28 protein-coding genes, 1 tRNA gene and 1 pseudogene are annotated in these 22,576 nt (G+C 53.6%); 21 read left to right on the top strand and 9 right to left on the bottom strand.

Annotated elements, in window-relative coordinates; all coding sequences use genetic code 11:
* Positions 1-212: 212 nt before the first annotated feature.
* Positions 213-674: a GNAT family N-acetyltransferase gene (locus ACU8XX_RS19340; protein ID WP_019077728.1), complete on the bottom strand. Its 462-nt coding sequence runs from the start codon at positions 672-674 to the stop codon at positions 213-215.
* A gap of 62 nt (positions 675-736) precedes the next feature.
* Positions 737-1,339: a helix-turn-helix domain-containing protein gene (locus ACU8XX_RS19345; RefSeq protein ID WP_001581470.1), complete on the bottom strand. Its 603-nt coding sequence runs from the start codon at positions 1,337-1,339 to the stop codon at positions 737-739.
* Between the two features lie 43 nt (positions 1,340-1,382).
* Between ACU8XX_RS19345 and ACU8XX_RS19350 the strand changes: the two genes are divergently transcribed.
* Together ACU8XX_RS19350 and ACU8XX_RS19355 are read left to right on the top strand one after the other, a co-directional pair.
* Positions 1,383-2,078, top strand: coding sequence for a B3/B4 domain-containing protein (locus ACU8XX_RS19350; protein WP_001581469.1), 696 nt, complete (start codon positions 1,383-1,385; stop codon positions 2,076-2,078).
* 20 nt (positions 2,079-2,098) lie between these two features.
* A pseudogene (locus tag ACU8XX_RS19355) lies at positions 2,099-2,344 on the top strand (dihydrodipicolinate synthase family protein); the annotation flags it as partial.
* Here ACU8XX_RS19355 and ACU8XX_RS19360 read toward each other — a convergent pair.
* Both ACU8XX_RS19360 and ACU8XX_RS19365 read right to left on the bottom strand, forming a co-directional pair.
* Positions 2,246-2,500: a hypothetical protein gene (locus ACU8XX_RS19360; protein ID WP_305955147.1), complete on the bottom strand. Its 255-nt coding sequence runs from the start codon at positions 2,498-2,500 to the stop codon at positions 2,246-2,248. The pseudogene ACU8XX_RS19355 and the gene ACU8XX_RS19360 overlap by 99 nt on opposite strands.
* Positions 2,482-3,462 carry an IS5-like element ISKpn26 family transposase gene (locus ACU8XX_RS19365; protein ID WP_086550188.1) on the bottom strand — a complete coding sequence of 327 codons (981 nt, stop codon included), beginning with the start codon at positions 3,460-3,462 and terminating at the stop codon, positions 2,482-2,484. Before ACU8XX_RS19365 ends, ACU8XX_RS19360 begins: the two co-directional genes overlap by 19 nt.
* A gap of 321 nt (positions 3,463-3,783) precedes the next feature.
* Here ACU8XX_RS19365 and mrkA point away from each other — a divergent pair, with 321 nt between their 5' ends.
* The 18 genes from mrkA to ACU8XX_RS19455 all read left to right on the top strand — a co-directional run bounded on the left by mrkA (position 3,784) and on the right by ACU8XX_RS19455 (position 16,478).
* On the top strand, positions 3,784-4,392 hold the full coding sequence (mrkA, locus tag ACU8XX_RS19370; RefSeq protein ID WP_002916128.1) for a type 3 fimbria major subunit MrkA: 609 nt from the start codon (positions 3,784-3,786) through the stop codon (positions 4,390-4,392).
* 95 nt (positions 4,393-4,487) lie between these two features.
* Positions 4,488-5,189, top strand: coding sequence for a type 3 fimbria chaperone MrkB (gene mrkB, locus ACU8XX_RS19375; protein WP_000820818.1), 702 nt, complete (start codon positions 4,488-4,490; stop codon positions 5,187-5,189).
* A gap of 11 nt (positions 5,190-5,200) precedes the next feature.
* The gene (gene mrkC / locus ACU8XX_RS19380) at positions 5,201-7,684 is read left to right on the top strand and encodes a type 3 fimbria usher protein MrkC (protein WP_240765265.1); all 2,484 of its coding nucleotides are present in this window, start codon (positions 5,201-5,203) and stop codon (positions 7,682-7,684) included.
* Positions 7,675-8,670 carry a type 3 fimbria adhesin subunit MrkD gene (gene mrkD, locus ACU8XX_RS19385; protein ID WP_045270033.1) on the top strand — a complete coding sequence of 332 codons (996 nt, stop codon included), beginning with the start codon at positions 7,675-7,677 and terminating at the stop codon, positions 8,668-8,670. Before mrkC ends, mrkD begins: the two co-directional genes overlap by 10 nt.
* 13 nt (positions 8,671-8,683) lie before the next feature.
* Positions 8,684-9,319, top strand: coding sequence for a type 3 fimbria minor subunit MrkF (gene mrkF, locus ACU8XX_RS19390; RefSeq protein ID WP_045270034.1), 636 nt, complete (start codon positions 8,684-8,686; stop codon positions 9,317-9,319).
* Between the two features lie 69 nt (positions 9,320-9,388).
* A protein-coding gene (locus ACU8XX_RS19395) for an IS1-like element IS1B family transposase (protein WP_223566646.1) occupies positions 9,389-10,086 on the top strand; the annotation gives its coding sequence in 2 pieces (ribosomal slippage) (positions 9,389-9,638 and positions 9,638-10,086; 699 coding nt in all).
* Between the two features lie 195 nt (positions 10,087-10,281).
* Complete coding sequence (locus tag ACU8XX_RS19400; RefSeq protein WP_446908310.1) at positions 10,282-11,145, top strand: GTPase family protein; 864 nt, start codon at positions 10,282-10,284, stop codon at positions 11,143-11,145.
* 91 nt (positions 11,146-11,236) lie between these two features.
* Positions 11,237-12,058, top strand: a complete 822-nt coding sequence (locus ACU8XX_RS19405) for a DUF932 domain-containing protein (protein ID WP_001547762.1) — start codon at positions 11,237-11,239, stop codon at positions 12,056-12,058.
* Between the two features lie 216 nt (positions 12,059-12,274).
* On the top strand, positions 12,275-12,976 hold the full coding sequence (locus tag ACU8XX_RS19410; protein ID WP_001581462.1) for a DeoR family transcriptional regulator: 702 nt from the start codon (positions 12,275-12,277) through the stop codon (positions 12,974-12,976).
* Positions 12,977-13,016: 40 nt separating this feature from the next.
* A complete protein-coding gene (gene ypjK, locus ACU8XX_RS19415) occupies positions 13,017-13,253 on the top strand; it encodes a protein YpjK (protein ID WP_001144031.1) in 237 nt (78 codons plus the stop codon).
* Entirely contained in the window at positions 13,253-13,696 is a 444-nt protein-coding gene (locus ACU8XX_RS19420) for a YfjS/YafY family lipoprotein (RefSeq protein WP_000649865.1), read from the top strand. Before ypjK ends, ACU8XX_RS19420 begins: the two co-directional genes overlap by 1 nt.
* 22 nt (positions 13,697-13,718) lie before the next feature.
* The gene (gene ykfB / locus ACU8XX_RS19425) at positions 13,719-14,186 is read left to right on the top strand and encodes a protein YkfB (RefSeq protein WP_001547765.1); all 468 of its coding nucleotides are present in this window, start codon (positions 13,719-13,721) and stop codon (positions 14,184-14,186) included.
* 76 nt (positions 14,187-14,262) lie between these two features.
* Positions 14,263-14,502 carry a DUF905 domain-containing protein gene (locus ACU8XX_RS19430; RefSeq protein WP_000194654.1) on the top strand — a complete coding sequence of 80 codons (240 nt, stop codon included), beginning with the start codon at positions 14,263-14,265 and terminating at the stop codon, positions 14,500-14,502.
* A gap of 97 nt (positions 14,503-14,599) precedes the next feature.
* On the top strand, positions 14,600-15,058 hold the full coding sequence (locus tag ACU8XX_RS19435) for an antirestriction protein (RefSeq protein ID WP_113372854.1): 459 nt from the start codon (positions 14,600-14,602) through the stop codon (positions 15,056-15,058).
* Between the two features lie 15 nt (positions 15,059-15,073).
* On the top strand, positions 15,074-15,550 hold the full coding sequence (locus tag ACU8XX_RS19440) for a JAB domain-containing protein (protein WP_000811693.1): 477 nt from the start codon (positions 15,074-15,076) through the stop codon (positions 15,548-15,550).
* Between the two features lie 8 nt (positions 15,551-15,558).
* Entirely contained in the window at positions 15,559-15,780 is a 222-nt protein-coding gene (locus ACU8XX_RS19445; protein ID WP_063841895.1) for a DUF987 domain-containing protein, read from the top strand.
* 18 nt (positions 15,781-15,798) lie between these two features.
* Positions 15,799-16,116: a type IV toxin-antitoxin system YeeU family antitoxin gene (locus ACU8XX_RS19450; RefSeq protein WP_113372912.1), complete on the top strand. Its 318-nt coding sequence runs from the start codon at positions 15,799-15,801 to the stop codon at positions 16,114-16,116.
* A gap of 20 nt (positions 16,117-16,136) precedes the next feature.
* On the top strand, positions 16,137-16,478 hold the full coding sequence (locus ACU8XX_RS19455) for a TA system toxin CbtA family protein (RefSeq protein ID WP_016246873.1): 342 nt from the start codon (positions 16,137-16,139) through the stop codon (positions 16,476-16,478).
* 381 nt (positions 16,479-16,859) lie between these two features.
* Here the strand turns inward: ACU8XX_RS19455 and ACU8XX_RS19460 are convergent.
* From ACU8XX_RS19460 to proB, 3 genes are all read right to left on the bottom strand, one after another.
* Positions 16,860-16,935 (bottom strand) — tRNA-Thr (locus ACU8XX_RS19460).
* A gap of 114 nt (positions 16,936-17,049) precedes the next feature.
* Positions 17,050-18,303: a glutamate-5-semialdehyde dehydrogenase gene (gene proA, locus ACU8XX_RS19465; RefSeq protein WP_000893278.1), complete on the bottom strand. Its 1,254-nt coding sequence runs from the start codon at positions 18,301-18,303 to the stop codon at positions 17,050-17,052.
* Positions 18,304-18,314: 11 nt separating this feature from the next.
* A complete protein-coding gene (proB, locus tag ACU8XX_RS19470; RefSeq protein ID WP_240765267.1) occupies positions 18,315-19,418 on the bottom strand; it encodes a glutamate 5-kinase in 1,104 nt (367 codons plus the stop codon).
* A gap of 287 nt (positions 19,419-19,705) precedes the next feature.
* Here proB and phoE point away from each other — a divergent pair, with 287 nt between their 5' ends.
* The gene (phoE, locus tag ACU8XX_RS19475; protein ID WP_112034093.1) at positions 19,706-20,761 is read left to right on the top strand and encodes a phosphoporin PhoE; all 1,056 of its coding nucleotides are present in this window, start codon (positions 19,706-19,708) and stop codon (positions 20,759-20,761) included.
* A gap of 38 nt (positions 20,762-20,799) precedes the next feature.
* On the opposite strand, the gene crl is transcribed toward phoE, so the two are convergent.
* Complete coding sequence (crl, locus tag ACU8XX_RS19480; RefSeq protein WP_000174677.1) at positions 20,800-21,201, bottom strand: sigma factor-binding protein Crl; 402 nt, start codon at positions 21,199-21,201, stop codon at positions 20,800-20,802.
* 57 nt (positions 21,202-21,258) lie between these two features.
* Positions 21,259-22,503, bottom strand: coding sequence for an esterase FrsA (gene frsA / locus ACU8XX_RS19485; protein WP_000189541.1), 1,245 nt, complete (start codon positions 22,501-22,503; stop codon positions 21,259-21,261).
* Positions 22,504-22,576 lie beyond the last annotated feature (73 nt).

Raw genomic sequence — 22,576 nt, forward strand, 5'->3', positions numbered from 1 at the left:
TTTTGGAATGCTAATCGCAAAATGATACCCGGAATGACTAGGTTCATAAACGAGATAGCGCAAAGAAGTGGAAGATGGGCTATGGCTAAGTTGACATTAAGTTCCGGGCCTCAAGCAGACGTCTCAACGTTGTCTCGCGAATATGCCAAATTATTCCGCAGCAGATGCTCAGCCCTACGGATTGACAGTCTATATTACTCTCCAAACAGTCTTCATTTACCTTCGGTTTTACGATACATGTCTGGTCGGTTGATCTGCCAGACAAAGTCTGGTCGGTTCAACGGGAGATACCCCATTTTCTGGTATAGCCAAGGGGCGCTGTCAGTGACCAGCATTATCCGTCGCAGGCGTGACATCAATGGATGGGCGTGACAGCATTCAATCAACCAACGACCGAGGCCACTTTTCTGATAGTCGTTCAGCACGTAGACGTCGCACAAATAACCAAAAGTGGCAAAGTCTGTCACCAGACGGGCGAAACCGATCTGTCTTGTGCCATCCAGTAGGCCAAAACAAAGGCTGTTCTGGATAGATACACTGACCGTTTCTATATCAATACCAGGAGCCCAGGACGATTGCGAAAGGTAATCATGAATGGCTTCCAGCTCAAAAAAGGCGGGATCGGTTGTGACCGTAAACAGGTCTTTAGTAAAACTGAGATGCGGGTTATCCACTGATTAACTCCTTGTAAACGAATATGTGACGAGACAGGACCGAACGGTATGTTGGGTAACTCTCAGGATGATTTCTCATGTACCGTCATGATGAACACCAATGGGCTCGCTCCTCGGTTTTCATAGCAATGCGCAACGTCTGTTCTCGCGGTTGCCGAACAGTTGGTGTTCACTTGATACAGGTGATCTTGTACACCCAGTGTGAGTGTGCCTTCCTGGACGTAAAACAATTCAAGCGTTCCATCTGTGTGGCCGGGGGAAGCAAACTTTTCCCCCGGTTGCATTTCCCACATCCACATCTCGGTCATATCAGGGCCACCTGATCCTGCAAGCAGTCTGGCTCGTCCGCCTTTTTCGCCTTGCCATAATTCGGGGATTTCCTCTTCAGCGATGAGATGCACCGTTGGTTTCGAACTGACATCCACAAAGTCTGCCACCGAAACCCCCATCGCGACGGCCAGGCGGCACAACAGAGCAATACTGGGATTTGCCCGGCACCCCTCAATTTCAACCAGTGCACCCTTGCTGACGCCCGCCCGGCGGGAGAGTTCATCAAGGGAGATTTTTTTTTGTTTGCGATACAGCTTAATCCGCTGAGATACAGCTTCATTTACTGTGCTGGCAATCGAACCAGCATCGGTCATTAAATTGACTTTTTTAGTCATTGGTCATTATCATGATTTAAATTGGTCATTACAGGATTATTCCGTGTTAACAGTATCTCCGTCAATTGCCCCTGAAATTTATCGTATTGCACCCGGTTTCCGGGCACTCAGTATCTATGTAAACGCTGCGCCGGTGCTGAACCCTGATATTGGTGAAACAGCGCTGAGAGAAGCTTGTGAAGCGGTTCTTGTCGGTGAGCCTGAGTGGGCAGAATCGCATTTAGCTGCATGGGCTGAGATTTTTCAGACGTTTGGCGCTAAGCCTAAACGCACCCCTTGTTCAGCTGATGCGTTACGTAAGCGTGTATTACGTGACGGCGCGATGCCAGCACTTGACCCCATCGTTGATCTCTATAATGCCGTTAGCCTTCGCTACGCCGTGCCGGTGGGGGGCGAGAACATTGCTGCCTATCAGGGGCTACCACGCCTCGTTGTGGCAACAGGCACTGAGCCGTTTGATACGGTAAAAGAGGGTGAAATCGCCGTTGAATATCCTTCGCAAGGTGAAGTTATCTGGCGTGATGATGCCGGTGTGACCTGCCGTCGCTGGAACTGGCGACAAGGAGTCAGAACCCGCTTAGATGTGGAAGCACAGCACATGTGGTTTATTCTGGAGAGTCTGCCGCAAATGCCACTGGAAAAACTTCACGAAGCCGGGAAGATGCTGACCGATGGCCTCGAAGCAATGATGCCAGGTCTGCGGGTTGACGTAACTCTCATTGAAGAGCAACAACCGTAATACCATTGAGGAGAAACACCATGTTCACCGGCTTGTCTGCTTTCCCAATGACCCCTGTTACCGCCAACGGCGTCGATGAAAAGGGATTCAATAATATTTTGGCCCGCCTTACGACGGCACGGGTGGATTCAATGGGTATTCTGGGGTCTACCGGTAGCTACGCCTATCTAACCCCGGAGCAGCGCAAACGTGTCGCGACTCTGGCAAAACAGGTTGCTGGGGATATCCCTGTTATGGTGTGTGTGGGGGCAGTCAGGGAAGGTGCGAATAAGTAGGTCATTTCTTCCCAAGCTGACTCGCTGATTAAAATTTCGCGGATCTGGGCCGATTTTTTTCCCGCAAACACATCGAATCAGCCTATTTAGGCTATTTTTTCCACCATTTCTGGCGTTATTTCCGGTTTTTACTGAGATCTCTCCCACTGACGTATCATTTGGTCCACCCGAAACAGGTTGGCCAGGGTGAATAACATCGCCAGTTGGTTATCGTTTTTCAGCAGCCCCTTGTATCTGGCTTTCACGAAGCCGAACTGCCGCTTGATGATGCGAAACGGGTGCTCCACCCTGGCACGGATGCTGGCTTTCATGTATTCGATGTTGATGGCCGTTTTGTTCTTGCGCGGATGCTGCTTCAAGGTTTTTACCCTGCCGGGACGCCCGGCGATCAGCCAGTCCACATCCACCTCGGCCAGCTCCTCGCGCTGTGGCGCTCCCTGGTAGCCGGCATCGGCTGAGACAAATTGCTCCTCTCCATGAAGCAGATTACCCAGCTGATTGAGGTCATGCTCGTTGGCCGCGGTGGTGACCAGGCTGTGGGTCAGGCCACTCTTGGCATCGACACCAATGTGGGCCTTCATGCCAAAGTGCCACTGATTGCCTTTCTTGGTCTGATGCATCTCCGGATCGCGTTGCTGCTCTTTGTTCTTGGTAGAGCTGGGTGCCTCAATGATGGTGGCATCCACCAAAGTGCCTTGGGTCATCATGACGCCTGCTTCGGCCAGCCAGCGATTGATGGTCTTGAACAATTGACGGGCCAGTTGATGCTGCTCGAGCAGGTGGCGGAAATTCATGATGGTGGTGCGATCCGGCAGGGCGCTATCCAGGGATAATCGGGCAAACAGGCGCATGGAGGCGATTTCGTACAGGGCATCTTCCATGGCACCGTCGCTCAGGTTGTACCAATGCTGCATGCAGTGAATACGCAGCATGGTCTCCAGCGGATAGGGCCGTCGGCCATTGCCCGCCTTGGGATAAAACGGCTCGATGACAGCGGTCATATTCTGCCATGGCAGAATCTGCTCCATGCGGGAGAGGAAAATCTCTTTTCGGGTCTGACGGCGCTTAGTGCTGAATTCACTATCGGCGAAGGTGAGTTGATGGCTCATGATGTCCCTCTGGGATGCGCTCCGGATGAATATGATGATCTCATATCAGGAACTTGTTCGCACCTTCCCTAAATCATTAGGTTGGAAGCATCACCGAAAAAATGTATATTTGTCGGCGAATAAATAGCATTCTTTGACGCCGATAGCACCAGCGAACTTATATTTTTAGGTTCGTTACCTGACGCCTTAAATATTGCGGATCCCGGTCAGTCGAAGATTCTATTAGCAGTGGCATAAATCAGCATCGCCTGATGTTTATGGTTCTATGCGAATTCACAGTGTGCTCATGGATTCGTAATTCACTCTGACAAGGAAATAGCAATGAAAAAGGTTCTTCTCTCTGCAGCAATGGCAACCGCGTTTTTTGGCATGACTGCTGCCCATGCAGCTGATACCACTGTTGGCGGCGGCCAGGTTAATTTCTTCGGTAAAGTTACCGATGTATCCTGTACTGTTTCCGTTAACGGCCAGGGCAGCGATGCGAACGTTTACCTGTCTCCGGTAACCCTGACTGAAGTTAAAGCGGCAGCAGCGGATACTTACCTGAAACCGAAATCTTTCACCATTGACGTCTCTAACTGCCAGGCGGCTGATGGCACTAAACAGGATGACGTAAGCAAACTGGGCGTGAACTGGACCGGCGGTAACCTGCTGGCTGGCGCAACCAGCAAACAACAGGGCTACCTGGCGAACACCGAAGCTTCCGGTGCTCAGAACATCCAGCTGGTGCTGTCTACTGACAACGCTACCGCGCTGACCAACAAAATCATCCCGGGTGACAGCACTCAGCCGAAAGCGAAAGGCGACGCTTCCGCTGTCGCTGATGGCGCGCGTTTCACCTACTACGTAGGCTACGCCACCAGCGCGCCGACCACGGTAACCACCGGTGTGGTTAACAGCTACGCGACTTACGAAATTACTTACCAGTAATTCCGTCAGAAAATAAAACTGCCCCGCGATGGGGCAGTTAATAACAATAATAAAGCGGCAATGTCCGCCGCTTGTATTTTTATTCTGAGGTCAGCATGAAGCGTATTGCCCTTTTTTTCTGTTTCATTTTTAGTTTTGCGGCCCATGCCAACAATATTATTGTTAACGGTACCCGCTTTATTTATCCAGGAAATGAAAAAGAAATAACGGTACAGCTTTCAAATAACGCCGACCGTCCGGCGCTGGCGCAGGCCTGGCTGGATAACGGCGATGCCGATGCCACACCGGATACCATTACCACCCCGTTTATTATCACCCCGCCGATTTCGCGCGTTGACGCCAAGAGCGGCCAGACGCTGCGTATTAAGCTCGGCAGCAGCGCCGGTCTGGCGAAAGATAAAGAGACGCTGTGGTGGCTGAATCTGCTGGAAATTCCGCCGGTGGTGGCCAATCAGAAAAATGAAGGCCAGAACGTGCTGCAGCTGGCGATCCGTTCGCGCTTTAAATTTATTTATCGTCCTGCCGGACTGGGCAACCGCGATGCGGCGGCCGAGAAGCTGACCCTGACCGCCAGCGGCAGTAGTCTCGCCATCAACAACCCGACGCCGTTCTACATTACCGTCAGCCGTATTTCCCGCGACGGCGGTAAAGCCCTGAACAGCAAAACCGTGATGCTGGCGCCGCAGTCCAGCCAGACGGTGGCGCTCTCCTCCGCCGTCAACCGCGGCGAAACCCTGACCGTTAACAACATTAATGACTATGGCGCCGATGTCGCAGTGAAAGTGGCCGTTAAATAAGGGAAAAGCTAATGAAGCAGAGGTCATTCTGCCCGGGAAGATTAAGCACCGCGATCGCCATCGCGCTGTGCTGCTTTCCGCCATTTTCCAGCGGACAGGAAAACCCGGGAACGGTATATCAGTTTAACGACGGCTTTATTGTCGGCAGTCGCGAAAAGGTCGATCTGTCGCGCTTTTCGACCAGCGCGATTACCGAAGGCACTTACTCCCTTGACGTCTACACCAACGACGAGTGGAAAGGGCGCTACGATTTACGCATCGCGCGCGATAAAGATGGTCGGCTGGGCGTCTGCTACACCAAAGCGATGCTGGCCCAATATGGCATCGCGGCGGAAAAGCTCAATCCGCAGCTGAGCGAGCAGGAGGGCTACTGCGGTAGCCTCAAATCCTGGCGCAACGAAGAAAACGTCAAAGACAACCTGGTCCAGTCCTCCCTGCGGTTGAACATTTCGGTACCGCAGATCTATGAAGATCAACGCCTGAAAAACTATGTCAGCCCGGAGTTCTGGGACAAAGGCATTACCGCGCTTAATCTTGGCTGGATGGCCAACGCCTGGAACAGCCACACCTCTTCGGTCGGCGGGTCGGATAACAGCAGCGCCTACCTTGGCGTCAACGCCGGTCTGTCGTGGGACGGCTGGCTGCTGAAGCATATCGGTAATCTGAACTGGCAGCAGCAGGGCAAAGCGCACTGGAACAGCAACCAGACCTATCTCCAGCGGCCGATCCCGCAGATCAACTCCCTCGTCAGCGGTGGTCAGATTTTTACCAATGGCGAATTTTTCGACACCATCGGTCTGCGTGGGGTCAACCTCGCCACTGATGACAATATGTTCCCGGACGGCATGCGCTCCTATGCCCCGGAAATTCGCGGCGTGGCGCAGAGCAACGCCCTCGTCACCGTGCGTCAGGGCAGCAACATTATCTATCAGACCACGGTTCCGCCGGGGCCGTTTACCCTGCAGGATGTCTATCCATCCGGCTATGGCAGCGATCTTGAAGTCTCGGTAAAAGAGGCGGATGGCTCGGTGGAAGTGTTCAGCGTGCCTTACGCCTCCGTTGCTCAGCTGCTGCGTCCGGGCATGACCCGCTACGCGCTCTCCGCCGGTAAAGTGGACGACAGCGGGCTACGCAACAAGCCGATGCTCTATCAGGCGACCTGGCAGCACGGGATCAATAACCTGCTGACCGGCTACACCGGGGTCACCGGCTTTGACGACTATCAGGCCTTCCTGGTGGGCACCGGGATGAACACCGGGATCGGCGCGCTCTCTTTTGACGTCACCCGTTCGCGGCTGAAGAGCGATACCCATGATGACTCGGGGAAGAGCTATCGCGCCACCTTTAACCGCATGTTCACCGATACCCAGACCAGCATCGTGCTGGCGGCGTATCGCTACTCGACGAAAGGTTATTACAACCTCAACGATGCGCTGTACGCCGTCGATCAGGAAAAAAACAGCCGCAGCAACTATACGCTGTGGCGGCAAAAAAACGGCATGACCTTCACGGTGAACCAGAACCTGCCGGACGGCTGGGGCGGGTTTTATCTCAGCGGTCGTATTTCCGATTACTGGAACCGCTCCGGGACCGAGAAGCAGTATCAGGTCAGCTACAACAATTCGTTTGGTCGTCTCTCCTGGTCGGCGAGCGCCCAGCGCGTCTATACCCCGGACAGCTCCGGCCATCGCCGCGACGATCGCATTTCACTCAACTTCAGCTACCCGCTGTGGTTTGGCGATAACCGCACCGCCAACCTGACGTCGAACACCTCGTTCAACAACTCGCGCTTTGCCAGCTCGCAGATTGGCATCAACGGTTCGCTGGACAGTGAAAACAACCTTAACTACGGCGTGTCGACCACCACCGCCACCGGCGGTCAGCACGATGTGGCGCTCAACGGCAGTTACCGTACGCCATGGACCACCCTCAACGGCAGCTACAGCCAGGGCGAAGGGTATCGTCAGAGCGGCATTGGCGCCAGCGGGACGATGATCGCCCACAGCGGCGGCGTGGTGCTCTCGCCGGAAAGCGGCTCGACGATGGCGCTGATTGAAGCCAAAGACGCGGCCGGCGCCATGCTCCCGGGATCGCCGGGCACCCGCGTGGACAGCAACGGTTACGCCATCCTGCCGTATCTGCGCCCGTACCGGATCAACGCCGTCGAGATCGACCCGAAAGGCAGCCATGACGATGTGGCCTTCGATCGCACCGTGGCGCAGGTTGTGCCGTGGGAAGGCAGCGTGGTTAAGGTGGCGTTCGGCACCACGGTGCAGAACAACCTCACCCTGCAGGCGCGCCAGGCGAACCATGAGCCGCTGCCGTTCGCGGCGAGTATTTTCTCCCCCGACGGCAAGGAGATCGGCGTCGTCGGTCAGGGCAGCATGATGTTCATCAGCGATGCGAACGCCAAACGCGCGATTGTGAAGTGGAGCGGCGGGCAGTGTTCGGTGGATCTGGGACAGCAAACAACAAAGGATAGCGTATGTCGCTGAGGAAATTACTGACGCTTTTTATCGTCTTAATGGCGCTGGGCACCACCTCGTCCTGGGCCGTCTGTACGCGTCTCTCTTGGCCAACGGTGATGCTGGACATGGTGGTGGGCAGGGTGGTGGTGCCCCCGGATCTGCCGGTGGGCTCGGTGATCCTCACCCGCGACTGGACGATGAGCGCCCCGGGCGGGGCGAGCTATCGCTGTACCTCCGGCACCAACCGCTTCGCGGCGAAGATCGTCTCGCCAGGGGCCACCGATCTTGGGAATAAAATTTATTCCACCAACGTGCCGGGGATTGGTATGCGTTTCAGCCGCGGCGGCGCGACGGTGAATATCGTCTATCCCGACGTCTATTCGTCCCGGGTGTATAACACCACCAACTATTCCCTTGAAGGGTCACGTTTTACGCTGGAGATTATCAAAACCGCGGCAACCACCGGCAGCGGCACCCTCGCGGCGGGAAAATACACCTCCTATGACTGGGAGAGCGGCGGCAACCCGATCCTCGAAACCTATCTGAGCGCCAATGCGATCACCGTGGTCTTGCCCTCCTGTTCGGTACTGAGCGGGAAAAATATGAATGTTGATGTGGGCGCCATCAGACGCACTGACCTGAAAGGGGTGGGCACCACCGCGGGCGGGAAGGATTTTAATATCGATCTGCAGTGCAGCGGCGGCCTGAGTGAAACGGGATACGCCAACATCAGCACCTCTTTTTCCGGCACCCTGGCGACCAGTACCACCGCCACTATGGGCGCCTTGCTGAATGAAAAGGCCGGCAGCGGGATGGCGAAAGGCGTCGGCATCCAGGTGCTGAAGGATGGATCCCCGCTGCAGTTTAATAAGAAATATACCGTTGGCCGCTTGAATAATCAGGAGACCCGCTACATCACCATCCCGCTGCACGCGCGCTTTTATCAGTATGGCCCGACGACCAGCACCGGCGAGGTGGAGTCGCATATGATCTTTAACCTGACGTACGATTAATACGGGAGGGGGAATGAAGGGATTGCCGAAACATACTATCGCGTGGCTGCTGCTCTGCGGCAGCCTCGCTGCCCCCTCGGCGTGGGGTTTCGAGACCAATTATGATCGCGGACGGGGCGATTTTGCCGGGCGGGTGACGGATATTTCCTGCAGCGTCGCGCTCAATGGCGGCCAGCATGCCGGCAGCGGCAACGTCTGGCTGGCGCCGGTCAGCCTGGCGGAAGTGCACGATCGCGGGGCCGGCGCGTTTATGAAGCCGCAGCCTTTTACCCTGGCGCTGTCAAACTGCCAGCTGCGTCATGACGGCGGCGCCGCCTCGCAGGACGAGGTGCGGCGGGTCAGCGTTCGCTGGGTCGACGGTTTTTTACTGACGGCGGTCGGCAATGAGAACGCGGGCTATCTGGCCAATACCTTGCCAGACGGAGCGCAGAATATTTATCTGGCGCTGTCGACCAATGATAATAATACGCTGGATAAGAGTAATAAAATTGTCCCTGCGGACCCGCAGCAAAATCAGGTGCATTTGCAGGAAAGCGCGGTCAGCGGCGGTCTGTTCACCTATTATGTGGGCTACGTTTCGCCGACGCCGAAAAGCGCCACCAGCGGGCCAATTACCAGCTGGGCAACGTGGGAATTAGTTTATAATTAAGTGACGTTAAAAAGGGTAATGGTGCCAACTTACTGATTTAGTGTATGATGGTGTTTTTGAGGTGCTCCAGTGGCTTCTGTTTCTATCAGCTGTCCCTCCTGTTCAGCTACTGACGGGGTGGTGCGTAACGGCAAAAGCACTGCCGGACATCAGCGCTATCTCTGCTCTCACTGCCGTAAAACATGGCAACTGCAGTTCACTTACACCGCTTCTCAACCCGGTACGCACCAGAAAATCATTGATATGGCCATGAATGGCGTTGGATGCCGGGCAACCGCCCGCATTATGGGCGTTGGCCTCAACACGATTTTCCGCCATTTAAAAAACTCAGGCCGCAGTCGGTAACCTCGCGCATACAGCCGGGCAGTGACGTCATCGTCTGCGCGGAAATGGACGAACAGTGGGGATACGTCGGGGCTAAATCGCGCCAGCGCTGGCTGTTTTACGCGTATGACAGGCTCCGGAAGACGGTTGTTGCGCACGTATTCGGTGAACGCACTATGGCGACGCTGGGGCGTCTTATGAGCCTGCTGTCACCCTTTGACGTGGTGATATGGATGACGGATGGCTGGCCGCTGTATGAATCCCGCCTGAAGGGAAAGCTGCACGTAATCAGCAAGCGTTACACTCAGCGAATTGAGCGGCATAACCTGAATCTGAGGCAGCACCTGGCACGGCTGGGACGGAAGTCGCTGTCGTTCTCAAAATCGGTGGAGCTGCATGACAAAGTCATCGGGCATCATCTGAACATAAAACACTATCAATAAGTTGGAGTCATTACCAATATTTCTTTATTCAGAAAATGAAGCATGCTTGGCAGCAGGCTGTTTCATCACGTAAAAAAGACAAAAAGTAGATCAAGTTAATAATTTTCAGATATATATCATCACTCTGAACATACCAGATTAACGGTGGAATCTCACGATTCTGCCGTTTTTGTATTATTTTTCAGAGGAGTAGTAATGAACAATTCTGAAGGATTGAAGCCGTTTCAGCAATCGCTTGCTGGCCTGCCACAGTGGGTGTCTGAACGTATATTGCAGCAGATAAATCAGTTAACCCATTACGAGCCAGTAATCGGCATTATGGGTAAGAGCGGTGCCGGTAAATCCTCACTCTGCAATGCCCTGTTTGCCAGTGAGGTATCACCGGTCAGCGATGTGGCTGCATGTACCCGTGAGCCACTGCGCTTTCGCCTGCAAGTCGGCGACCGCTATATGACGCTGGTGGACCTGCCCGGCGTGGGCGAAAGTGGTGCTCGCGATACCGAGTATGCTGCGATGTACCGCGAACAACTCCCCCGGCTCGACCTGGTTCTGTGGCTGATTAAGGCCGATGACCGGGCGCTGGCGGTGGATGAACATTTTTATCATCAGGTGATTGGAGAGGTATACCGGCATAAGGTGCTGTTTGTTATCAGCCAGTCGGATAAGGCCGAACCTACCAGCGGTGGGGGACCGTTGTCCACGGCGCAGAAGCAGAATATCAGCCGCAAAATCTGCCTGCTGCATGAGCTGTTCCAGCCCGTCCATCCGGTGTGTGCTGTGTCGGTCCGTCTACAATGGGGGCTTAAGGTGATGGCCGAGCGGATGATTAAGTGCCTGCCACGTGAGGCCACCAGCCCGGTGGTGTCGCAACTCCATCCTTCCTTTCGCACGACGGTAGTCCGGGAACAGGCTCGTAGCGATTTTGGTGAAACCGTCGGGGCCGTACTCGATAGCATCAGTGCCTTTCCCCTGATACCCGCCCCGGTGCGGGCCGTCATTCAGGCCGTGCGCACCACGGTGGTGTCAGTGGCCCGCGCCGTCTGGGATTTCTTCTTCTGAGTATTTAACCCATCCCTGTTACTTCCCTGCCCCTGTCGCCGATGCGACGGGGATCCCTTTTATTTGTTTTCCCGTTATGAGGAGTCTGCTTATGACCCGTCTGGCTTCGCGCTTTGGCGCAGCAAACCTTATCCGTCGCGACCGTCCGTTAACCCGTGAAGAGCTGTTTCGCGTAGTGCCCAGTGTATTCAGTGAGGACAAACACGAGTCCCGTAGTGAGCGTTATACCTATATACCCACCATCTCCCTGCTCGACAGCCTACAGCGAGAAGGCTTCCAGCCATTCTTTGCCTGTCAGACCCGCGTGCGTGACCCGGGTCGTCGTGAACATACAAAGCATATGCTGCGTCTGCGGCGGGAAGGGCAGATCACCGGTATACAGGTGCCGGAAATTATTCTACTCAACTCTCACGATGGAACCAGTTCGTATCAGATGTTGCCGGGACTATTTCGTGCGGTTTGTCAGAACGGGCTCGTCTGCGGTGAGTCGTTTGGCGAGGTGCGGGTGCCACACAAGGGGGACGTGGTGAGTCAGGTGATTGAAGGCGCGTATGAGGTGCTGGGGATTTTTGACCGGGTGGAGGAAAAACGGGATGCCATGCAGTCGTTGCTGTTGCCACCCCCGGCACAGCAGGCACTGGCAAAAGCCGCCCTCACATACCGCTTTGGTGAAGACCACCAGCCGGTGACTGAATCGCAGATCCTCTCCCCTCGCCGCTGGCAGGATGAGAGCAATGACCTGTGGACCACGTACCAGCGTATTCAGGAGAACCTGATTAAGGGCGGGCTCAGTGGCCGTAATGCCAAAGGAGGACGGTCACATACCCGTGCCGTTCGCGGTATCGACGGGGACGTGAAACTTAACCGGGCACTGTGGGTGATGGCGGAAGCCCTGCTCACGCAACTGCAGTGACCGTTTAATGTTGCTGCTTTGTTAATATCGGACACCACCTGTCCGCATCGCACCGTGCTGACGGTCCTCACTCACCGAGGGAAGGCCTGTAACCCCCGCTGCCTCTGGCTTTTACAGAAATGAAAAATAGTTTCTGTGGTGTCCATACCCTGTCCGACCCCCTCTTTAAAGTAATCACATCATTTTCAGTCAGTTAACTTTCACGGAGAACGTCTCATGACACAGGCAGAACGCCGCCATGACCGGCTGGCTGTCAGGCTGTCACTGATAATCAGCCGTCTGGTGGCAGGGGAAACGCTGAGTGTGCGTAAGCTTGCCGCTGAGTTTGGTGTGTCGGTGCGCACGCTGCGGCGTGATTTTCGTGAGCGGCTGATGTATCTGGACCTGGAGTATCAGTCCGGATATTGCCGCTTACGCACTGCGGGCAGTGAGACGCAGATGGTGCCCGACGTGCTTATCTTTGCCCACCGCAGCGGGATGGCCGGTCTTTTCCCTGGCTTTGACCGTCGTCTGGTAAACGCACTGCTGATGTGCGATGAGTCTCCCTGCGTAATCGCACCCGCCAGTCCGGCTCCTTCGCCATCAGGCGCATTGTCTTTCTGGCGACTGATTCAGGCCATTACCGGGCGCAGGCGGGTGACTCTGATTGCCGAGGGGCAGCGCTGTGAGCGGCTGGCTCCCTGCCGGTTACTTATCCACCAGCAGGCCTGGTATCTGGTGGCAGAGCACGACGGACATATCGCCGTATTCTCCCTGGATGAAATCCATCTGGTTCAGCCCCTGCAGGAGACTTTCCGGCGTAACGACAGTCTGTGTCGTCTTGTTGAAGACCCGGGCTTTATTCAGTCCTTACCCCATTTTCGCTTTATCCAGCAGTCACTGCTTACGTTTGTTCCGGCCGACAGCCCACCAGAATAGCGTAAGCGTTGTTATCAACCCGGCAACAGGGAGGAGCCCTATGCCCGTTATTGCCATTATCGCCATTGTTGTCATCGTCATCATTCTGAACAAAACCGGGGTGTCCGACAGTCTCGCGGCCCTGACCCTTGCCACTGTTGCCGCACTGCTGACGGGAGGTGGCGCAGCCGGTGCTGCCAGTGTCGCGCTGACACCGTTCGTCGGCGTGCCGGTGGGTATTTTCGTGGGCATTTATGTCTTTGCCAAAGTGGTACGTCTGATTTCAGGGAAAAAATAATGAAATGTAAAACACTACCTCTGCTGGCGATGGTTGCCACCACTCTGTTTCTGAGCGCCTGCGATGACAGGAGTGATGACCTGAAAGCTATCAGTAAATTTAAGGACCTCACGCCTCCGCGCTTCAGCGATGTGGTCAGTCGGCAGGATGATGTCAGCGAAGAATGGTCACAGGTTGGCTTTTCATCAGGTCTCACCCTGCAGGTCTTACGTACCCGTGAGTCGCCCGATGGCTGCGAGGGCGGTAGTTACTACTACCTCGTGGATATGCAGGAAAAAACCATCCAGCCGCTGATGAATGCGCTGTGTATTGCCGATAACATCAAACTGGAATACCAGGAGGTGACGGACCCGTATACCAAAGAAAAATACTTTGAGTACGCCCATGACGGCAAACTGATGGGGCAGCTACTGATACCCTCGAACCCTGACAATCAGGAATAAAACAACGACAAAGGAGACAAGAATGACAATACTTTCACTAAGTCGGTTTATGCTGGCGGGTGTACTGCTCGCGAGCTTTAATGCCTCTGCTATCCCGGGGTTCTGGCAGCAGGGTTACGGTCAGGGCAATACGGAATACAGCGTGACCGAAGCCAGCGGAAAGACGTTTACCATCAACTGCACAGGGAACCCGGACCAGAATGGTTTCTATCAGCATTCAGTCTTTCTTACCCTTGCCGATGACAAGATGGTCAGTTCGCACGATGACGACACTACTATCACCGTAGTGATGGATCACCAGCAGTACATTATTCCGTCCAGCCTGGGCTGGCGTAACGGCGATAACGCCTGGTTTGACTTCATCAGCAATATCTCTGAGGCCGGGCAGTTCGACGTCTACGTCAATGACCACAAAGCAGGGACCTTCACTGCGGACCGGAAGAACGCTGAGAAAGTTCTGTCCACTCTCGGAGACTGCAGCAACGACTGATAGTAGTATCTTCCCCAGCAAATCCACCCCGACAGCTAGCAGGCTGCCGGGGTTTTCTTTTATCAGGAGCCCGAAAATGACCCAATCCGTGTTGCTGCCACCGGGGCCTTTCACCCGGAGACAAGCGCAAGCGGTCACTACCACGTACAGCAATATCACACTCGAAGACGACCAGGGCAGTCACTTCCGTCTGGTGGTTCGTGATACTGAAGGCCGGATGGTCTGGCGGGCATGGAACTTTGAGCCGGATGCCGGTGAAGGTCTTAACCGCTATATCCGCACCTCAGGCATCCGTACAGACACGGCCACCCGCTGATCGCGAAGCATTTACCCGCATTCACCTCCCCGAACACACTTTATATCCCCATACGCCAGCCATCGCCGCTGGCGTTTTTATTGACGGAGACATACCCATGACAACACAGACGCAGTACGATCTCGCACCCGCTAACCAACCCGAATTTGAACTGACCGTCACGCCAGTCCCCGATGAACAGCGTATCGATTTCTGGCCACAGTACTTTGGCGCTATCCCGCAGTGGCTACTCCTGGAGCCGCATATCTTCGCCTGGATGGACCGCTTCTGTGAGGGCTACAGCGGTGGTATCTGGTCGTTCTACACCCTCAGCAATGGCGGCGCATTTATGTCCCCCGAGCCTGACAACGATGAGACATGGCGTCTGTTTAACTGCCTGAACGGTAACGATGCCCAAATGAGTGCGGAAGCCGCAGGTATTGCTGTCTGCCTGATTGCGTATAGCCACCATGCCTGCCGTACAGAATGTGACGCGATGACCGCACACTATTACCGCCTGCGGGAGTATGCCATGCAACATCCAGAGGCTCACGCCATTCTGCGTATTATCGACTGACCGAAGGAGCAACAGATGAAACAGCTTTCCTTTTTACCCGGCGAGATGACGCCACAGGACCGGCGTCTCATTCAGCGGGCGCTCAGGGCTCTGGACCGCCACCTGCATGAGCCCGGCGTAGCCTTCACCTCTACCCACGCCGTACGTGAATGGCTGCGACTGCATATGGCCGCGCTTGAGCGGGAAGAGTTCCGGGTGTTGTATCTGGACAACCAGAATCAGTTGATTGCCCATGAAACGCTCTTCACCGGCACGATTAACCGCACCGAGGTGCATCCCCGGGAGGTGGTCAAACGTGCTCTGCACTTCAACGCGGCGGCGGTGATACTCGCGCATAACCATCCTTCCGGCGAGACGACACCCAGCCAGGCCGACAAAACCCTCACGCAGCGACTGGTGCAGGTGCTTCAGCTGGTGGATATCCGCGTCCCTGACCACCTGATTGTTGGCGGCAGGCAAATCTATTCGTTCGCAGAACACGGTCTGCTTTGAGGTATTACATGAAAATTATCAGTAAACGCAGGGCAATGACGATATACCGCCAGCATCCTGAGTCCCGAATCTTTCGCTACTGCACCGGCAAATACCAGTGGCACGGTAGCGTCTGTCATTACACCGGCAGGGACGTTCCGGATATCGCCGGAGTCCTCGCGGTATACGCCGAACGCCGCCAGGACCGCAACGGGCCTTATGCCTGCCTGATGAGTATTACCCTGAACTGACAATAAAGGAGGTTATAAATGAGCAACATTACATGGGGGCTGCAGCGGGATATCACGCCACGCCTGGGAGCCCGTCTGGTGCAGGAGGGGAACCGGCTGCATTATCTGGCTGACCGGGCCAGCATCACCGGTAAATTCAGTGACGTCGAATGCCGGAAGCTGGATGAAACATGCCCGCACTTTATCCGCCATATGGAGTCGATGCTAACCACCGGTGAACTCAGTCCCCAACACGCCCACTGCGTCACCCTGTACCACAACGGTTTCACCTGCGAAGCCGATACTCTTGGCAGTTGCGGCTACGTATACATCGCCATTTACCCCACTCAGAGTTAATTACCTTCACGAGAGTAAACATGAAAACTTTACCTGCAACAACTCAGCGGGCGGCGAAGCCCTGCCTAGCACCCGTGGCTGTCTGGCAAATGCTACTGACCCGCCTGCTGAAACAGCACTATGGTCTCACCCTCAACGACACACCGTTCAGTGAGGAACGTGTTATACAGGAACATATCGATGCCGGAATCACGCTGGCTGATGCCGTGAATTTTCTGGTGGAAAAATACGAACTGGTGCGTATCGACAGGAAGGGATTTAACTGGCAGGAACAATCCCCTTATCTCCGGGCTGTAGACATTCTGCGAGCACGGCAGGCAACTGGCTTGTTGCGGCAAAGCCGTAACAACGTAGTACGATGAACATTGCGTACAACCTTCCCGATTTACATTTCTGAACTTCCTCCCTTGTTTACCTATTGCGTAATGCGCCTGCTACTACCCGGCAGGCGCGTTATCTTTTTACGGACAAACAATCATGCAACCAGAAGTTGAAGTATTAACCGATCATAATGAGCTAATTTGTTCGAGCTTTATTGAACACATTGCCAACACATTAAATTTAGGAGTAGTGTACAACTAAACCTGCAGCCAAGGATGTATAGTGAGCGAAGCCCTATCAGGCCTTTTTGGTCAGTAGATAAGATTGATCTTCGTTGATAGAATTTACTTACACCAGCTGTTACATTAAGATAATTTTTTGGTGGGAGAATGATAAGATCTTACGTAACAATTTGATTTTAATGGTGCCGATAATAGGAGTCGAACCTACGACCTTCGCATTACGAATGCGCTGCTCTACCAACTGAGCTATATCGGCCCTGAAAGGACATGTTCACGAACGTGAATCACGGTGGACAAGGTTAAAACTAACCGGGCGATGCGTCAATGGCCTTGTGAATCAAATGGCTACTTTTGCATCACCCGGTTTTATTTACGCACGAATGGTGTAATCACCAATGCCGATCCACTTGTAAGTGGTCAGTGCTTCCAGCCCCATTGGGCCACGCGCGTGGAGTTTTTGTGTGCTTACCGCCACTTCCGCACCCAGACCAAACTGGCCGCCGTCGGTAAAACGCGTAGAGGCGTTAACGTAAACAGCGGACGAATCCACTTCGTTAACAAAACGCTGGGCGTTGCGCATATCGCGGGTCAGGATCGCATCGGAGTGTTGTGTGCCGTGTTCACGAATATGGGCGATGGCATCGTCAAGATCGCTGACGATTTTGACGTTCAAATCTAATGACAGAAACTCATCGTCATACTCTTCGGCTTTAACAGCAACCACCTTCGCAGGGCCTGCCTGCAACTGCGCCAGTGCAGCTGCATCTGCGTGTAATGTCACGCCGCTTTCCGCCATTTGTTTGCTTAATGCGGGCAGGAAGCTATCGGCGATGTTTTTATTCACCAGCAACGTTTCAACCGTATTACATGTGCTCGGACGCTGAGTTTTCGCGTTGACGATCACTTTTAATGCTTCAGCGATCTCTACACTTTCATCAACGTAAATATGGCATACGCCTATACCACCTGTGATCACCGGGATTGTCGACTGTTCACGGCACAGTTTATGCAAACCAGCGCCACCACGCGGGATCAGCATGTCGATGTATTTATCCATACGCAGCATTTCACTGACCAGCGCACGGTCAGGATTATCAATCGCCTGCACGGCACCCGCCGGTAAGCCGCAGGATTTCAGGGCGTCCTGAATCACCGCCACCGTTGCAGCGTTAGTGCGACACGTTTCTTTGCCACCGCGCAGGATCACCGCATTACCGGTTTTCAGGCACAGCGAAGCGACATCAACCGTCACGTTCGGGCGCGCTTCATAAATCACGCCAATAACCCCCAGCGGTACGCGACGACGCTCAAGACGCAGGCCGCTGTCCAGTACGCCGCCATCGATTACCTGCCCCACCGGATCGGCGAGGTTGCACACCTGACGTACATCGTCGGCAATGCCTTTCAGCCGTGCGGGCGTCAGTGCCAGACGGTCAAGCATCGCTTCGCTAAGGCCATTGGCTCGCGCGTCAGCAACATCCTGGGCGTTAGCGTTGAGGATGATTTCGCTTTGTGCTTCCAGTTCATCGGCGATTTTTTCCAGCACGCGATTTTTTTCGCGGCTGGAGAGTTGCGCTAATTTATACGAGGCTTGCTTCGCGGCAATGCCCATTTGTTCCAGCATCAGCCTGCTCCTTAACGGGTAATCATGTCATCACGGTGAACGGCAACCGGGCCGTATTCATATCCCAGTATTGCATCAATTTCTTGCGAGTGGTGTCCGGCAATACGGCGTAATGCATCGCTGTTGTAACGACTGACGCCGTGGGCGATATCGCGGCCTTCGAGGTTGCAAATGCGGATGACTTCACCACGCGAGAAATTGCCAGTCACGCTTTTAATGCCTTTCGGCAACAGGGAGCTGCCGCGTTCCAGAATGGCGGCAGTTGCCCCTTCATCTACCGTGATTTCACCCGCCGGCGGCGCACCGAAAATCCAGCGTTTACGGTTTTCAAGCGGAGTCGCCTGGGCATGGAACAGCGTACCGACGGAAATGCCTTCCATCACATCACCAATAACGCCCGGCTTGCTGCCCGCGGCAATAATGGTGTCGATACCCGCACGGCAAGCCACGTCAGCGGCCTGCAATTTGGTACTCATGCCGCCAGTTCCGAGGCCTGAAACGCTGTCACCGGCAATCGCGCGCAGTGCGTCATCAATGCCGTAAACATCTTTAATCAGTTCTGCCTGCGGATTGCTGCGCGGGTCAGCGGTATACAAACCTTTTTGATCGGTCAGCAGCAACAGTTTATCGGCACCCGCCAGAATCGCCGTCAGCGCAGAAAGGTTATCGTTATCGCCGACCTTAATCTCTGCCGTAGCGACAGCATCGTTCTCATTGATTACCGGAACGATATTGTTATCGAGCAACGCACGCAGGGTGTCGCGGGCGTTCAGGAAGCGTTCTCGGTCTTCCATATCAGCACGGGTCAGCAGCATTTGCCCGACGTGAATGCCATAAATCGAAAACAGCTGTTCCCACAGTTGAATCAGTCGACTCTGCCCTACCGCCGCCAGCAGTTGTTTCGAGGCGATAGTCGCTGGCAGTTCCGGGTAACCCAGGTGCTCACGTCCGGCGGCGATCGCGCCCGACGTCACAATAACAATCCGATGCCCGGCGGCATGTAACTGCGCGCACTGGCGAACAAGTTCAACGATATGGGCACGGTTCAGACGGCGCGATCCGCCTGTTAGCACACTGGTGCCGAGTTTTACCACCAGCGTCTGGCTGTCACTCATGATTCTCTGCCATTCAATTTTAGGAAAAATGATATCAAACGAACGTTTTAGCAGGACTGTCGTCGGTTGCCAACCATCTGCGAGCAAAGCATGGCGTTTTGTTGCGCGGGATCAGCAAGCCTAGCGGCAGTTGTTTACGCTTTTATTACAGATTTACTAAATTACCACATTTTAAGAATATTATTAATCTGTAATATATCTTTAACAATCTCAGGTTAAAAACTTTCCTGTTTTCAACGGGACTCTCCCGCTGAATATTCGCGCGTTAATTAAAATCAGGAATGAAAATGAAAAAGAGCACTCTGGCATTAGTGGTGATGGGCATTGTGGCATCTGCATCCGTACAGGCCGCAGAAATATATAACAAAGACGGTAATAAACTGGATGTCTATGGCAAAGTTAAAGCCATGCATTATATGAGTGATAACGACAGTAAAGATGGCGACCAGAGTTATATCCGTTTTGGTTTTAAAGGCGAAACACAAATTAACAATCAACTGACTGGTTATGGTCGTTGGGAAGCAGAGTTTGCCGGTAATAAAGCAGAGAGTGATACTGCACAGCAAAAAACGCGTCTCGCTTTTGCCGGGTTGAAATATAAAGATTTGGGTTCTTTCGATTATGGTCGTAACCTGGGCGCGTTGTATGACGTGGAAGCCTGGACCGATATGTTCCCGGAATTTGGTGGCGACTCCTCGGCGCAGACCGACAACTTTATGACCAAACGCGCCAGCGGTCTGGCGACGTATCGGAACACCGACTTCTTCGGCGTTATCGATGGCCTGAACTTAACCCTGCAATATCAAGGGAAAAACGAAAACCGCGACGTTAAAAAGCAAAACGGCGATGGCTTCGGCACGTCATTGACATATGACTTTGGCGGCAGCGATTTCGCCATTAGTGGGGCCTATACCAACTCAGATCGCACCAACGAGCAGAACCTGCAAAGCCGTGGCACAGGCAAGCGTGCAGAAGCATGGGCTACAGGTCTGAAATACGATGCCAATAATATTTATCTGGCAACTTTTTATTCTGAAACACGCAAAATGACGCCAATAACTGGCGGCTTTGCCAATAAGACACAGAACTTTGAAGCGGTCGCTCAATACCAGTTTGACTTTGGTCTGCGTCCATCGCTGGGTTATGTCTTATCGAAAGGGAAAGATATTGAAGGTATCGGTGATGAAGATCTGGTCAATTATATCGATGTCGGGGCTACGTATTATTTCAACAAAAATATGTCAGCGTTTGTAGATTATAAAATCAACCAACTGGATAGCGATAACAAATTGAATATTAATAATGATGATATTGTCGCGGTTGGCATGACCTATCAGTTTTAATGGATATTGCCGGATGTGATACATCCGGCACATTTCACTCACGCCGTTAACTTCACCGGTTCATCACGAAAATCATCCGCCGGTTCCAGCTTCAGATTCAGCGTCGTCAGCAGTTCACGCAGCTTCTCGTGAAACTCACGCAGGGTGTGCTCCAGTCGTTCAACCACTTCAGTGTCTTTTACCGGAACACTCTTCCAGTCGCCTGCTTTATCGAACAGACCAAACTGGTAACTGTAGGTAAAACGGGATTCCTGCGCTTCAAGCTCCATCCACCAGCCCCAGAACTCACGCACTTCCGGTGCCGGTTTCACGTTGACGCATACAGCCAGACAATCGAAAAAGAATCGATTATCTTCGCACTTACCTTCACGAATATACGGGCCTAGTGCGGTAAATTTTTTGATCAATCTGCTCTTCGGGTGTCCACTCGGTAACGTCATTGCTATCTCCTGTTGTGATGCAACTGTTTTACCAAATTGGCAAAATTTAGCAAATTTTTAACACAAACGTTTTTCGATCCAGTCTGTGATTTCCTGAAGACCTTTGTCAAAATTCCGATACACCGGGTTAAATGGGATCTCTAATAATTTACCGTCAGCAGATGATGAGGTGATTAAGCGTGAGTCCTCTTCCGGGCTGAACGGATCGTTCTTCCAGTAGCCTGATAACATTGGCGTTGGGCAGCGACGTCCCAGCAATCCTTGCACTTTTAATGAATAGCGATTCAGCTCCACGCGCAACGCTTCATCGGAAGCATCATGCATCCCCAAACGACTGGCCAGAACGTCAAGATACATTTCCGGCACCTGTTGCTGGCACTTAAAATCACTCAACAGGGTATGAACTACCGGACCAAGACAGGCAACCGCTTTCAGACGCGGCGATTCAAGGTATGCCAGACGCACGGCAACGTTAGCGCCGAAACGGAAACCAAAGGCCGCGACGCGAGTGTGATCCACCCACGGTACGTTAGGCAGCGCCTTTAAGACGTGCTGATGCAACAGGCTGGAGTCCTGGGTCAGCTTCCATTTTGAAGAAAAGCCCACCGACGGCATATCAATAGTCAGCATCGCAATGCCGCGCGGCGCAAAATAACGTTCGTACAGGCTGTAATAGTCCGTCTGCATCGCATCCAGACCACCACACATTAATACTGTCGGGAACGGGCCATCGCCTTTCGGCATATGCAAAAAGCCGGTGATGGGCGCACCGCCGGGTACGGTAAACTCCATCTGCCGCATCGTGCCCGGCAGACGCTGAGCGGCCTCTTCATAGGCGCGGTTTGACAAAGCCTGCGCTTGCTCGGCCAGGTCATCTCCTTTCAGATGAGGATAGGCAGCAATGTTATACAACGTAGCCGCATGCAGCCAGTGACGACCACTGAGTTGCGGATCTTCTTCCGCACAGGCTTTTTGTTGCCACACCATCGCCTGGGTGGCCCACTCATAAATCCAGTTGCCACCACGGTAGCCAATCACAGTATCGTATAAATCATCGTCGGTACGTTCAGCATCGCTCATCACAATACGTGCCTGGACGTCGAGGATTTCACGTGGGTCAATACCGCGCCAGATCCACATCAGACGGTTAATCATGCGATACCAGTGAGGGATGGTTTTACCATCAAGAGCCGACTGCACAGGCGGTTGTGCGCCGTGATTAAAGCGGCGGACTAGCGTCGAGGTTTCAGGATGTTTAAAGCGGGGTTTGAACAGGGTTTCGCTCAGGTTTGCCTGTGTCATGGATGCAGCCTCCAGAATACTTACTGGAAACTATTGTAACCCGCCTGAAGTTAAAAAGAACAACGCCCGGCAG

Source organism: Escherichia sp. MAL-1, assembly GCF_052948035.1.

Bases quoted from the DNA above. Each gene is read 5' to 3' on its own strand.
- ACU8XX_RS19445 (WP_063841895.1), top strand. From the start codon at position 15,559: ATGAAAATTATCAGTAAACGCAGGGCAATGACGATATACCGCCAGCAT.
- proB (WP_240765267.1), bottom strand. From the start codon at position 19,418: ATGAGTGACAGCCAGACGCTGGTGGTAAAACTCGGCACCAGTGTGCTA.
- ACU8XX_RS19450 (WP_113372912.1), top strand. From the start codon at position 15,799: ATGAGCAACATTACATGGGGGCTGCAGCGGGATATCACGCCACGCCTG.
- phoE (WP_112034093.1), top strand. From the start codon at position 19,706: ATGAAAAAGAGCACTCTGGCATTAGTGGTGATGGGCATTGTGGCATCT.
- ACU8XX_RS19400 (WP_446908310.1), top strand. From the start codon at position 10,282: ATGAACAATTCTGAAGGATTGAAGCCGTTTCAGCAATCGCTTGCTGGC.
- mrkB (WP_000820818.1), top strand. From the start codon at position 4,488: ATGAAGCGTATTGCCCTTTTTTTCTGTTTCATTTTTAGTTTTGCGGCC.
- mrkD (WP_045270033.1), top strand. From the start codon at position 7,675: ATGTCGCTGAGGAAATTACTGACGCTTTTTATCGTCTTAATGGCGCTG.
- ACU8XX_RS19440 (WP_000811693.1), top strand. From the start codon at position 15,074: ATGAAACAGCTTTCCTTTTTACCCGGCGAGATGACGCCACAGGACCGG.
- crl (WP_000174677.1), bottom strand. From the start codon at position 21,201: ATGACGTTACCGAGTGGACACCCGAAGAGCAGATTGATCAAAAAATTT.
- ykfB (WP_001547765.1), top strand. From the start codon at position 13,719: ATGACAATACTTTCACTAAGTCGGTTTATGCTGGCGGGTGTACTGCTC.
- frsA (WP_000189541.1), bottom strand. From the start codon at position 22,503: ATGACACAGGCAAACCTGAGCGAAACCCTGTTCAAACCCCGCTTTAAA.
- ACU8XX_RS19405 (WP_001547762.1), top strand. From the start codon at position 11,237: ATGACCCGTCTGGCTTCGCGCTTTGGCGCAGCAAACCTTATCCGTCGC.
- ACU8XX_RS19410 (WP_001581462.1), top strand. From the start codon at position 12,275: ATGACACAGGCAGAACGCCGCCATGACCGGCTGGCTGTCAGGCTGTCA.
- ACU8XX_RS19365 (WP_086550188.1), bottom strand. From the start codon at position 3,462: ATGAGCCATCAACTCACCTTCGCCGATAGTGAATTCAGCACTAAGCGC.
- ACU8XX_RS19345 (WP_001581470.1), bottom strand. From the start codon at position 1,339: ATGACTAAAAAAGTCAATTTAATGACCGATGCTGGTTCGATTGCCAGC.
- mrkC (WP_240765265.1), top strand. From the start codon at position 5,201: ATGAAGCAGAGGTCATTCTGCCCGGGAAGATTAAGCACCGCGATCGCC.
- ypjK (WP_001144031.1), top strand. From the start codon at position 13,017: ATGCCCGTTATTGCCATTATCGCCATTGTTGTCATCGTCATCATTCTG.
- ACU8XX_RS19435 (WP_113372854.1), top strand. From the start codon at position 14,600: ATGACAACACAGACGCAGTACGATCTCGCACCCGCTAACCAACCCGAA.
- ACU8XX_RS19420 (WP_000649865.1), top strand. From the start codon at position 13,253: ATGAAATGTAAAACACTACCTCTGCTGGCGATGGTTGCCACCACTCTG.
- ACU8XX_RS19430 (WP_000194654.1), top strand. From the start codon at position 14,263: ATGACCCAATCCGTGTTGCTGCCACCGGGGCCTTTCACCCGGAGACAA.
- ACU8XX_RS19455 (WP_016246873.1), top strand. From the start codon at position 16,137: ATGAAAACTTTACCTGCAACAACTCAGCGGGCGGCGAAGCCCTGCCTA.
- proA (WP_000893278.1), bottom strand. From the start codon at position 18,303: ATGCTGGAACAAATGGGCATTGCCGCGAAGCAAGCCTCGTATAAATTA.
- mrkA (WP_002916128.1), top strand. From the start codon at position 3,784: ATGAAAAAGGTTCTTCTCTCTGCAGCAATGGCAACCGCGTTTTTTGGC.
- mrkF (WP_045270034.1), top strand. From the start codon at position 8,684: ATGAAGGGATTGCCGAAACATACTATCGCGTGGCTGCTGCTCTGCGGC.